Below are 12,324 nucleotides of genomic sequence, written 5' to 3'. Positions count from 1 at the left end.
CGAATTACAGATACATCCTCTCTGCCTTTTATCTAGCTATATAGGTTCACCATTTGTGACCACTCACCTACGTAAAGAAGCTCTAATATTTTTTCTACAACAGTTGCTAAAACTTCCAAACTCACTTTGTTCAAACAGTGGAAGTTTTTTTGGGCAACTATTGTTCAAAAATAAAGAGCTTCTAGTACTAGTTCAATGGTCACAGCATTTTGTACCTATATAGCCATCTCGATAGATGAAAAAAATATATTTATCTGATAGCTAGAAGCTGTAATACTCCTATTTTCTATGAGTAGGAGATAAATAACCTCACGCTTCTAGATAACTGTGACTAAGCATTCAGATGGAGTAAAAACTCCACCTGAATTAAGTCTAGGTTTATAAAAGTAATATAAATTAAGGTGCTAATTTTGATACAGCTCCTTCTTTTAAAGATAATAATATATATTTAGAGGAAAATTTTACACGGTCCCTTTTATGATGTTTTTAATAATCTTCCATTGGTATTTTGGAATGTTTTTTTATTTAAAGATTCCTTAAGATAATTCAAATCTTTAAATTCATAGCCCTCAGCTTTAAGTTTTAATATTACTTCTTCAAGTACTTCAGCATTAGTTTTAGAACAAGCGTGAAGTAAAAGTATTTCACCATTATAGACCTTTGATGTTATTTTCTTTAGAGCAGTTTCTCTAGATGGTTGAGAATCAACAACCCAGTCTTTATAAGCAAAGCTCCAAAATACAGTAGCATAACCTAATTTCTCTGTTTCTATAATTGATTTATGGCTATATTTACCCATTGGTGGCCTAAAATATTTAGGGATTTCTTGACCTGTTATTTCTTTATAACAATCTTCAACATCAGTGAGTTCTTTTTTAAATTTTTCAAGATTCTCAACTACAACGGGCATAGATTTGTGACTTACTGTATGATTACAAACTAAATGTCCACCATCTACCATTTCTTTTATTATATCTTGATTAGAAGTCATGTAGTGTTTAGTAACAAAAAAGGCAGCTGGAACATTATTTTTGTTTAAAACTTTTATTATATCTTTTGTATATCCGTTTTCATAGCCTTCATCAAATGTTAAATAAAGAACTTTTTCATTTTGGTCTCCAGCATAAAATACATTATGGTTTTCTACAAAAGGAGTTTCTTTAGGAACATAAATTGTATTAGTTGCTTTATCAACAAAATAATACCAGTTAAACTCATGGTTTATATCAGTAGTAGAATTAGAAAATACTTTAAGTGGAGAAAATAACATTAAGGTGCTAAGAGTTAAGGATAAAAAATTAATCATAAATATCACCTCAAAGTTTAGTATTCCAAAATAGCCATAAGTTATATAGGATATTAGACCCTAAAAAGGTAGTAAAATGCATGTCTTGAAATATAATAGAACCTAGAGTATAATTTTAAGGTATAAAGTGAATTATAAACACTTAAGACCGTATTAAATAAGCATAAAGCAAAGGCTTTAAATAAAAATAATTTTAAATGTAAGTAAGAAAGGAATGTACATAGATGAAATTAGGAATTGTTGGGTTACCAAACGTAGGAAAAAGTACATTATTTAATGCAATTACAAAGGCAGGAGCAGAATCAGCAAACTACCCATTCTGTACTATAGAGCCAAATGTTGGTGTTGTTAGTGTACCAGATAAAAGATTAGATGTATTAGAAAAAATGTACGGAACAAAAAGAAAAGTTTACACAGCTATAGAATTCTATGACATAGCTGGATTAGTTAAAGGGGCTAGTAAAGGAGAAGGTTTAGGAAACAAATTCCTTTCTCATATAAGAGAGGTTGAATCAATAGTTCATGTAGTTAGATGTTTCAATGATGAAAATGTTGTTCACGTAGAAGGTTCAGTTGATCCTATTAGAGATATTGAAACAATAAATCTAGAGCTTATATTTGCAGATTTAGAAGTTTTAGAAAGAAGAATGGAAAAGTCAGCTAAATTATTTAGATCAGGAGATAAGGTTGCTAAAGTAGAATATCCAGTAATGGAAAAATTAAAAGCTCACTTAGAAGCAAACAAACCAGCAAGAACTCTTGAAGTAACAGAAGATGAAGAACAAATAATCAAAGGATTCTTCTTAATAACTTCAAAACCAGTTTTATATGCTTGTAACATATCAGAAGATGATGTATTAGCAGGAAATTTTGAAAATGATATGGTTAAGAAAGTTGAAGCTTATGCTGCTGCAGAAAATGCAGGTATAGTTGTAGTTTCAGCTAAAATAGAAGAAGAGTTATCAGGTCTTGAAGATGATGAAAAAGCTGAAATGCTTGGTGAATATGGATTAGAAGAATCAGGATTAGATAAGCTTATAGAAGCAAGTTATAAATTATTAGGACTTATGAGTTACTTAACTGCTGGAGTACAAGAAGTTAGAGCTTGGACTATAAAAGTTGGAACAAAAGCACCACAAGCAGCAGGAAAAATTCACTCAGATATCGAAAGAGGATTCATAAGAGCTGAAGTAGTAGCTTATGATGATTTAGTAGCTTGTGGTTCAGAAGCAGCTGCAAAAGAAAAAGGTCTTTATAGATTAGAAGGTAAAGACTATGTAATGAAAGATGGAGATGTAGTTAACTTTAGATTTAATGTTTAATAAAAACTATATTTTTTATGAATAACTGAATTGAATGGAACATCTGAAAGTAGAAACTTATTTCTATGGAAAGGTGTTCCTTTAATTTATATTTAATAATATATAATGAAGAATATTATAAAGAAAAAAAGAGATGTAACTGATTATTTTGTTACATCTCTTTTTGAAATATTAAATTTCGATTATTTGGCGGGAATATGTGGGAATCGAACCCACCTATGATAGTATTAGTACCACAACTAGGTTTTGAAGACCTGTAAGGACACCAGACCTTATCTACTCCCATAGTTTTTGAAGTCACTTATAAAGTTTACTACATGAAAAAAAGTGTGTCAAAACAGTATATTACATATTTGGAGGTTAAATGGTGAAAGGGACTTAAGAAATTTTTAAGTTGAGAATATAGTAAATATAAATATGGAAATTTAAAAAATATAAGAATTGAAAAGAAAAATTGATAAAAGTCTTTTAAACTCTTGTAAATATGTTGCAAAGATAAGTAAAAATAGTGTAAATTATAATATAGGTAATATTTTAAAATTGATTAAATTACTATTATATTTATTTAATTTTAAAAAATGATTATTTAAAATAGTTTTTATTTAATAAATTTTAAAATTAATTTAGAGAAAAATTTTAAAAGCAGATACTAAAGAAAACTTTAAATTTGAATAGCAAGAGAGCATAAGGAGAATAAAAATGGAATTTAAACATATATCAGTTCTTTTAGATGAATGTTTAGAAGGGCTTAATATAAAAGAAGATGGAATTTATGTTGATTGTACTTTAGGTGGAGCCGGTCATTCAAAAGAAATAATAAAAAGACTTAGTAATAAGGGAAGATTAATTGGAATAGACCAAGATAAGGATGCACTTAAAGCAGCGGGAGAGAAACTAAAAGATTATAATAATGCTACATTAGTTCATAGTAATTTTGAGAATATAAAAGATGTTGTAGAGAACTTAGGTCTAGAGGGTGTAGATGGTATATTAATTGATTTAGGAGTTTCTTCTTATCAATTAGACACTGCTGAAAGAGGCTTTAGTTATATGCAAGATGCACCACTAGATATGAGAATGAACAGAGAACTTGAATTTTCAGCTTATGATGTAGTTAATGGCTATTCAGAAGATGATTTATATAAAATTATTAGAGACTATGGGGAAGAAAAATTTGCTAAAAGAATAGCATCTTTTATTGTTAAGGCAAGAGAAGAAGGGGAAATAAAAACAACATTAGAATTAGTTGACATAATAAAAGCAGCTATTCCAGCTAAAGCGAGAAGAGAAGGGCCACATCCAGCAAAAAGAACTTTTCAAGCTATAAGAATAGAAGTTAATAGAGAATTATCTATTATATCTAAAACTATAAAAGATGGTGTGGAAAAATTAAATAAGGGTGGAAGAATGGCAATAATAACATTCCATTCTTTAGAGGATAGAATAGTTAAAACAACATATAAAGAATTAACTAATCCATGTACTTGTCCAAGAGAATTTCCAATATGCGTTTGTAATAATGAACCAATAGTTAAAATCATAACAAGAAAACCAATTGAGGCATCAAAGGAAGAATTAGAGGAAAATCCAAGAAGTAGAAGTGCAAAATTAAGAGTTTTAGAAAAACTATAAGCTATGTTTATAATTAAGGGAAGTGAAAAAAAATGGGATTAAGGGATTATAGAGGATATGAGCAGGTAAAACCACAAAGAGAAAAATCAGGTGTTGAGAGAAAAAGAAGTAAAGAACTATATTTAAGAAAACAAGCTAGAAAGAAGAAAATAAAAGATAAGAAGTTAAAAAACAGTGTATTATTAGTTGCGATGTTACTATTTATAACAGGAGCCATTACTATAAGTAGAGATATGAAAATATATAATGCTAAAAGTAAAGTTAATGAGTTAAAGGCAGATTCAAAATTAATTAGAGAAAAAAATGAAGATTTAAAAATAAAGCTCCTAAAGAATTCTTCTTTAGAAAAAATAGAAAAAATAGCAAAAGAGAAATTAAATATGGTTAAGCCAGAAAGTGATGATATAATGGATTTTAATAATATTAAAGGGGCAGAAAATAATATTGTCACAGGAAATTAAAATTAGAATATTTATTTAGGAGTTGTATTAGAAGTTAGATATTATATAATAATTTTCTTTTAATACAACTTTTTTGATTTTTAACAAATATAGAAATTAGTGAAAAAGGTTATAGTATTTTAGGGGGGACATTGGTGAGAAAACTTAATAGGAGTAAAAATAAAAGGGAAGATAAAAAAGCAGGTAGAAAGGTAACTAAGAAAAATAAAAAGAGAATTATACTTTGTAATTCTTTTATAGTTTTCCTTATGTTTTTTTTAATAGTTAGATTGACATGGATAACTTTAGTTCATGGTAATGAATATAGAAAAAAAGCAGAAGAGCAATGGACTAAGGAAGTTGAGATAAAAGCTAAAAGAGGAAAAATATTAGACAGAAATGGTAGTGAATTAGCTGTAAGTGGAGATGTTTATAGAGTTGATATAGATTTAAAAACTTTAGAAACAACTATAAAGAATAGAATTGAAAAGAGTATAAAAACTAAAACAGGAAAAATAGATAAAAAAGCTATAGAAAAAGAAGAAACTGATAAACTAGTTAAAGATTTAGGAGTGGCTTTAAATAAAAAGCCAGAAGATATTTTAAAGATAATAGATAAGAAGAATATAGTTGGGGTAGAGCTTGCAAGACAAATAGATAAAGCTACAGCGGATAAAATAAAAGCTTTAGATATAAAGGGAGTGATTATATCTGAAGATACAAAAAGATATTACCCAAATGATTCTTTATTAGCTCATACTTTAGGAACATTAGATTCAAATGGAAAGGGATTAATTGGTTTAGAATTAAAATATAATAGTGTCTTAGCTGGATTATCCGGAGTTAAAATAGGAGAAAGTAACCCTTTTGGAAAAGAAGATTATACAGAGCCAGTTCAAGGTAAGGATTTAGTGTTAACAATAGATGAAAAGATACAATATTTAGCGGAAAAAGAAGCTAAGCAAGCATTAAAAGATGAAAATGCTCAAAGTGTTAATATATTAGTTATGGATCCTAATAATGGTGAGGTACTAGCTATGGCTAGTGAAAAATCATTTAATCCAAATGAGCCAAGAAAGGGATTTGAAAGTTTTAGTGGGAAAAATGAAAGTGAAAAAATACAACAAATGTGGAGAAATAGAATAGTATCTAATATGTATGAACCAGGATCAACTTTTAAAGTAATAACAGCAGCGGCAGCTATAGAAGAGGGTGTTGCAGGAAATGGTGAAAGTTATTACTGTCCAGGATATAAAGAAGTTGCAGGAAGAAGGATAAATTGTTGGAAAAGAGAGGGGCATGGAGCACAGACCTTTATGCAAGCTTTAAATAATTCTTGTAACCCTGCATTTATTGATATTGGAATGAAGCTTGGTAAAGAAAAGCTTCAAAAGTATGTTAAGGCTTTTGGTTTTGGTCAATCAACAGGAATTGACTTACCAGGAGAATCTAAGGGAATAATAAAGGAATTAGAGGAAATGAGTATAGTAGATTTAGCTACTATTTCATTTGGACAAACTAATGCTGTAACTATGGTTCAGTTATTGTCAGCTTTTAATGCTACAGTAAATGGAGGAACTTTAGTAGAACCTCATGTTATGAAGGAAATAACTCACTTAGATGACAGTGGAGTAAGAGTAATAGATGAGAAAAATGAGCCTAAGAAAAGTAAAGTAATAAGTGAAGAAACTTCAAAAAAAATAAGAGCTATGCTTCAAGATGTTGTAGATAATGGAACTGGTAAAAGAGCCTTTATAGAAGGTTATAATGTTGGAGGAAAAACTGGTACAGCACAAACTGTTAATTCTGACACAGGGGCTTATGGAAAAGAAAAAATAGCTTCCTTTATAGCAGAAGCACCATCTGATAATCCAAAGGTTACTATATTAGTAACTATAGATGGACCAAATGCAACTGCAGATAGTGGAGGAATAGTTGCAGCTCCAGTGGCAAAGAGGGTATTAGAAGGAATTTTTAATTACCAAAGTCCAGAAAAGATTAATTTTGAAACAAAATCAACAAATTCAACTATAGTTCCAGAAGTAAGGGGAAAGGAAGTAAAATCTGCTGAAGTCATACTTAAAGAGAATAATTTAGAATTTCAAAAAGTTGGTGAAGGAAAATTTGTTAAATCTATTAGTCCAATTCCAGGTTCAGTTATAGGAACAGGAGAAAAGGTAAAGATAGAAGTAAGTGAAAAACCAGCACATGAGAAGGAAGTTGTTGTTCCTGACTTTACAGGATTTTCAAAGGAAATGACAGAAAAAATGCTTAATAAAATAGGGTTAACAGGTATTTTTAAAGGTGAAGGTGATCTAATAAAAGAACAAAAAGAAAGACCGGGAACTAAGGTTAGTTCAGCTAGTAAAATAACATTTACTTTGAAAAAATAAAAAAAGAAATGAATTTATTATGTTTCAGAAACATATTATTTAAGGATATATCTATTTTAGGTATATCCTTATTTTTTTGGGAGGTGGTATAGGTTGAGTGGAAAGTTTGATAATAACATAACAATTAAAAAGAGAATTATCTTAATTTTAGTTATTATTACTTTTGTTTTAGTTACACTAACAGGTAGAGTATCTTATATAATGATATTTAAAAATGATGAGTATTCCAAAATGGCAGTGGAACAGTGGACAAGTGATGTTAAAATATCTGCTAAGAGAGGAAAAATATTAGATAGAAATGGAGTAGAATTAGCTGTAAGTGGTAATGTATATAGGGTAGATTTAGATTTAAAGGCTGTAAGTAAATATAATAAGGAAAAAGGAACCACTAATGAAACTTTAGCTAAAGACTTAAGTGAAGCTTTAGAGATGGAATATGAAAAAGTATTAAAGCAATTAAATTATAGATTACCTTCAGGAGCACCAGCTCAAGGGGCTATAGTGGCGAGAAGAATAGACAAGGAACATGCTGATAAAGTAAAGGAATTAAATATAGATGGTGTTATGGTTTCAGCAGATACTAAAAGATATTATCCAAATAATGAATTTTTAGCACATGTTTTAGGAAATACAAATTCAGATGGTAAAGGTCTAAATGGTTTAGAGCTTATTTATGATAATGTTTTAGCTGGAAAACCAGGGGTGAGAATAACTGAAATAGCTAAAGAGGGAGAAGATAAAGATGAAATAATTTCAAGTTTTACAGCACCAGTTGATGGAAAGGATGTAGTAACAACAATAGATGAAAAGTTACAGTCCTTTGCTGAAAAGTCTGCAAAATATACTCAAGAAAAAGAGCAAGCAGATGCTGTAAGTATAATAATAATGGACCCTACCAATGGTGAAATATTAGCTATGGCAAATTCACCTAGTTTCGATCCTAATAAACCCTTTGAAGGCTTTGAAGATTTTGTTGGAAATACAGATGGTGAAAAGCTACAAAAAATGTGGAGAAATAGAGCCGTTTCAGATACTTTTGAACCAGGGTCAATTTTTAAGGTAATAACAGCTACAGCAGCTTTAGAGGAAGGGGTAGCAAATAAAGGAGAGAAATATAATTGTGGAGGAAGTCTTAATATAGGTGGTAGAAATATTAAATGTTGGAAAAGAGGAGGTCATGGAGAAGAGACTTTTGAAGACATAGTTAAAAACTCTTGTAATGTAGGTTTTATGAAGCTTGGAGAAGCACTTGGAGCTGAGAAACTTACAGAATATATTAAAAAATTTGGATTAGGAACAAAGTCAGGTGTTGATTTACCTGGTGAGGCTAATGGAATAATAAAAAAAGCAAATAAAATAAGTGAAACAGATTTAGCAACAATTTCATTTGGTCAAACTAATACTATTAATATGATTCAATTTTTAACAGCTTTTAATGCAATTGCTAATGGGGGGAACTTAATACAACCACATCTTATGAAAGAGGTAAGACATGTAAATGAAAAGGGAGAAACTATTGTGGATGAAACCTTTGAACCAAAGGTAAAAGAAAATATAGTAAGTAAAGAAACTTTAGAGACATTAAGAGGGATATTAGAAAGTGTAGTATCTACTGGTGGTGGAAAAAAAGCTTATATAGAGGGATATAGAATTGGTGGTAAAACAGGAACAGCACAAAAGGTGAAAGAAACAGGGGGATATGGCGGAGGATATGTAGCTTCATTTATAGGTATGGCTCCTTGTGATAATCCAAAAGTAACAGTTTTTGTTTCTATAGATAATCCTACAGCAGGAGCTTATTATGGAGGACAAATAGCAGCACCTTTAGCTAAGACAGTATTCGAAGATATTTTTAATTATATGGGACCAGAAGCCTTTGGTGTATCAGACAATGATGAGAGCAATGATGTTATAATTCCAGAAGTTAGAGGACTTAAAACGGAAGAAGCTAAAAAGGCTTTAGAAGAGGCTGGTTTAAAGGTTAAGATTGAAGGGAAAGATGAATATATAGCAGATATGGTTCCAAAAGCAGGTTATACAGTTAATAGTGGCACAGAGATAAGTCTTTACAGTGGAGAGAGTTCAAACTATAATAAAGATGTTATAGTTCCAAACCTAATAGGCTTGACAAAAGATATGGCAGAAAGCATATTGGACAAGATAGGGCTTTATGGTAGCTTTGAGGGCGAGGGGGTCATTTCAAAGCAAAGTATTCAAAGTGGAGAAGTCATAAAGAGAGGTGACTCTATAACATTTACATTAACCGCAGATTAATTTAGAGTAAATTAGCATGTGGAGATACTTTCTTCACATGCTTGTGTTTTAAGAATTAATTCGAATGCTTAAGCATAGTATTTAAGGAGTGGAAGTATGCTTTTAAAAGATTTGTTAAAAAATAGCAAGTATAGTTTAGTAAAGGGTAGCGAAGATGTAGAAATAAAAAATCTTTGTTATGACAATAGGAAAGTTAAAGACGGTGATTTATTTCTTTGTGTAAAGGGATTTAAAGTTGATGGACATAGCTTCATAGAAGATGCTATAGAAAAGGGAGCTAAAGTTATAGTATTAGAAGAGGATAAAAATATAGATGCTGATGTTACCATAATAAAAGTGGATAATACAAGAAAGGCTCTTGCAGAAATGTCTTCTAATTTCTTTAATAATCCAAAAGATAAGTTAAAGATAATAGGGATAACTGGGACTAATGGAAAAACAACCTCTGCTTTTATTATAAAATCAATATTAGAAAAAGCAGGGAAAAAGGTAGGACTTATAGGAACTATTGCAAATTATATTGGTGATAAAAAAATCCATACAGAGAGAACAACACCTGAATCATTTGAATTACATGAGCTTTTTGCGGAAATGGTAAAAGAAGGTGTTGAGTATTGTGTAATGGAGGTTTCATCTCATTCTTTAGACCTATATAGAGTTTATGGAATTGAATTTGAAGTTGGAATATTTACTAACTTAACACGAGATCATTTAGATTTCCATAAGACTTTTGATAATTATTACAATGCAAAGTTTAAGTTATTTAAAAATTCAAAATTATCTTTAGTTAATTTAGATGATTCTTATGGTGAAAGAGTTTTAGAGGACTTAAATAAAAATAAATTAGATAAAGTTACTTTTTCTATAAATAAAAATTCAGAATTTAAAGCTTATGAGGTTAAAAGTAGTTCAAATGGGTCAGAATTTAAGTTAGATATAAACAATAATTCTGAAAAATTCATTATAAACATACCTGGATTATATAATGTTCATAATGCCTTAGGTTGTATATTAACAGCTTATAAGTTAGGAATAGACCTTGAGTTTATAAAAGAAGGAATAAGTAATGTAACAATTCCAGGAAGATGTGAAATGGTTGCAAAGGAAAGAAATTTACCTTATAGTATAATAATTGATTATGCACATACACCAGATGGTCTTGAAAATATATTAGAGACTATAAAAGGATTTGCAAAGGGCAGAATCATAACTGTATTTGGTTGTGGTGGAGATAGAGATAAGGTAAAAAGACCTCAAATGGGTGAAATAGCTTGTAAACTATCAGACATTGCAGTAGTAACATCTGATAATCCAAGAACAGAAGAACCTATGGCTATAATAAATGATATAATAAATGGCTTAAATTATGATAATTATATGGTTGTAGAACAAAGATATGATGCTATAGAAAAGGCTATGAGTATTGCAAAGAAGGATGATGTAATATTAATAGCAGGAAAAGGTCATGAAACATATCAAATATTAGCTACAGGTACAATAGACTTTGATGAAAGAAAAGTTGTTTATGAAATTTTAGATAAATAGGAGAAGGTTATTATGTTAGAATTAAGTTTTCAAGAAATAGTAAAAGCAACTGAGGGAGAAATAATTAAAAATCCTAAAAACTACGTTGGAAAAAAATTATTCACTGATACAAGAAAAATAGAAAAAGATAGTATATTCCTTGCCTTAAAAGGAAAAACATTCAATGGTAATGAATATGCAAAGGCTGCTATAGAAAAGGGAGCTTCTTTAGTAATCGTAGATGAAGTTTTATTAGACACTACAGAGTTAGATGAAAATATTGGTGTTATTAAAGTTGAAGACGGATTAAAAGCTTTAGGTGATATAGCAAGATTTTATAGAGAAAAGCTTGGAATAAGAGTTGTTGGAGTTACAGGTTCTGTTGGTAAGACTTCAACTAAGGATATTGTTACTGCTTTATTAAGTGGAAAATACAATGTGTTCAAAACAAAAGAGAATTTTAATAATCATATAGGGGTTCCTCTTATGGTTTTAGAATTAGATAGTTCTTATGATATTGCTGTTATCGAAATGGGAATGAACCATCTAGGTGAAATAGAATATTTAGCAAGTATTGCTAAACCAGAAGTAGCTATGATAACTAATATTGGAACTGTTCATTTAGAACACTTAAAGACACAGGACAATATTTTAAAAGCTAAAATGGAAATAACTAAGCTTTTTGGAAAAGAAAATTTACTTGTTGTAAATGGTGATGATGAAAGATTAGGAAAATTAGATAATTTAGGATTTAAACTTATCAAGACAGGATTCTCAGAAAACTTAAATTTAAGAGCAACTGAAGTAAAAACAGATAAATTAGCCTCAGAATTCAAAGTTATAGATAATGGTGAGGAAATAGAATTTTCTCTTCCAATGCCAGGAAAGCATAATGTAAGTAACTTTATGTTAGGTTATGCTATAGCTAAAGAACTTGGAGTAACAACTGAAGAAATGAAAAAAGGTCTTGAAAAAATAGACTCAACAGGAATGAGATTAGAACTTATTAAAGCTAATGGATATACAGTTTTAAATGATTGTTACAATTCAAGTCCAGAGGCTGCAAGAACATCTATAGATGTTTTCATGACAATTGAAGGAAAAAGACATATTGCTGTTTTAGGAACAATGAAGGAGCTTGGAACAAAATCAGAAAGCTGTCATAGAGAAGTTGGTGAATACGCTAAAGAAAAAAATATTGATGCATTATTTGTATTTGGTCCAGAAACTCAATATTTTAAAGAAGGTTTCGGAGAAAATGCTTATTACTTTGAAAGTAAAGAAGACTTAATAAAAAGTTTAAAAGCTTTTATTAAAGAAGATGATATTATATTAATAAAGGCATCAAGAGGATTAAAATTTGAAGAAATAACAAAGGTGCTAGTATAAACCTAATAGTTATTTTAAGGAGGTGTAGTTACCAATAAGCGTTT

The 12,324-nt window shown here is 29.7% G+C and carries 8 protein-coding genes and 1 tRNA gene; 7 read left to right on the top strand and 2 right to left on the bottom strand.

Features of this window, described 5'->3' with window-relative positions:
• Positions 1-475 precede the first annotated feature (475 nt).
• The gene (locus tag ARA19_RS11505; protein ID WP_084764475.1) at positions 476-1,306 is read right to left on the bottom strand and encodes a polysaccharide deacetylase family protein; all 831 of its coding nucleotides are present in this window, start codon (positions 1,304-1,306) and stop codon (positions 476-478) included.
• Between the two features lie 224 nt (positions 1,307-1,530).
• Here ARA19_RS11505 and ychF point away from each other — a divergent pair, with 224 nt between their 5' ends.
• Positions 1,531-2,628 carry a redox-regulated ATPase YchF gene (ychF, locus tag ARA19_RS11500; protein WP_055071112.1) on the top strand — a complete coding sequence of 366 codons (1,098 nt, stop codon included), beginning with the start codon at positions 1,531-1,533 and terminating at the stop codon, positions 2,626-2,628.
• Between the two features lie 187 nt (positions 2,629-2,815).
• Here the strand turns inward: ychF and ARA19_RS17630 are convergent.
• Positions 2,816-2,912: transfer RNA gene (locus ARA19_RS17630), tRNA-Sec, on the bottom strand.
• A 415-nt stretch (positions 2,913-3,327) separates the two neighbouring features.
• Between ARA19_RS17630 and rsmH the strand changes: the two genes are divergently transcribed.
• The 6 genes from rsmH to ARA19_RS11470 all read left to right on the top strand — a co-directional run bounded on the left by rsmH (position 3,328) and on the right by ARA19_RS11470 (position 12,280).
• A complete protein-coding gene (rsmH, locus tag ARA19_RS11495; RefSeq protein ID WP_055071111.1) occupies positions 3,328-4,260 on the top strand; it encodes a 16S rRNA (cytosine(1402)-N(4))-methyltransferase RsmH in 933 nt (310 codons plus the stop codon).
• Positions 4,261-4,292: 32 nt separating this feature from the next.
• Complete coding sequence (locus ARA19_RS11490; RefSeq protein ID WP_055071110.1) at positions 4,293-4,721, top strand: septum formation initiator family protein; 429 nt, start codon at positions 4,293-4,295, stop codon at positions 4,719-4,721.
• A 134-nt stretch (positions 4,722-4,855) separates the two neighbouring features.
• Positions 4,856-7,093: a stage V sporulation protein D gene (locus ARA19_RS11485; RefSeq protein ID WP_055071109.1), complete on the top strand. Its 2,238-nt coding sequence runs from the start codon at positions 4,856-4,858 to the stop codon at positions 7,091-7,093.
• Positions 7,094-7,186: 93 nt separating this feature from the next.
• The gene (locus ARA19_RS11480) at positions 7,187-9,367 is read left to right on the top strand and encodes a stage V sporulation protein D (RefSeq protein WP_055071108.1); all 2,181 of its coding nucleotides are present in this window, start codon (positions 7,187-7,189) and stop codon (positions 9,365-9,367) included.
• Positions 9,368-9,463: 96 nt separating this feature from the next.
• The gene (locus tag ARA19_RS11475) at positions 9,464-10,912 is read left to right on the top strand and encodes a UDP-N-acetylmuramoyl-L-alanyl-D-glutamate--2,6-diaminopimelate ligase (RefSeq protein WP_055071107.1); all 1,449 of its coding nucleotides are present in this window, start codon (positions 9,464-9,466) and stop codon (positions 10,910-10,912) included.
• Between the two features lie 12 nt (positions 10,913-10,924).
• Positions 10,925-12,280, top strand: coding sequence for a UDP-N-acetylmuramoyl-tripeptide--D-alanyl-D-alanine ligase (locus ARA19_RS11470; RefSeq protein WP_055071106.1), 1,356 nt, complete (start codon positions 10,925-10,927; stop codon positions 12,278-12,280).
• The last annotated feature ends 44 nt before the right edge of the window (positions 12,281-12,324 follow it).

This window comes from Clostridium massiliamazoniense, assembly GCF_001403635.1.
In the GTDB taxonomy this organism is placed as follows: Bacteria; Bacillota; Clostridia; order Clostridiales; family Clostridiaceae; genus Sarcina; species Sarcina massiliamazoniense.
This window is presented reverse-complemented; position numbering and strand designations above follow the sequence as displayed.

What these genes read in the sequence shown, in the direction of transcription:
- ARA19_RS11505 (WP_084764475.1), bottom strand. Translation starts at nt 1,306, where the DNA reads ATGATTAATTTTTTATCCTTAACTCTTAGCACCTTAATGTTATTTTCT.
- ychF (WP_055071112.1), top strand. Translation starts at nt 1,531, where the DNA reads ATGAAATTAGGAATTGTTGGGTTACCAAACGTAGGAAAAAGTACATTA.
- rsmH (WP_055071111.1), top strand. Translation starts at nt 3,328, where the DNA reads ATGGAATTTAAACATATATCAGTTCTTTTAGATGAATGTTTAGAAGGG.
- ARA19_RS11490 (WP_055071110.1), top strand. Translation starts at nt 4,293, where the DNA reads ATGGGATTAAGGGATTATAGAGGATATGAGCAGGTAAAACCACAAAGA.
- ARA19_RS11475 (WP_055071107.1), top strand. Translation starts at nt 9,464, where the DNA reads ATGCTTTTAAAAGATTTGTTAAAAAATAGCAAGTATAGTTTAGTAAAG.
- ARA19_RS11470 (WP_055071106.1), top strand. Translation starts at nt 10,925, where the DNA reads ATGTTAGAATTAAGTTTTCAAGAAATAGTAAAAGCAACTGAGGGAGAA.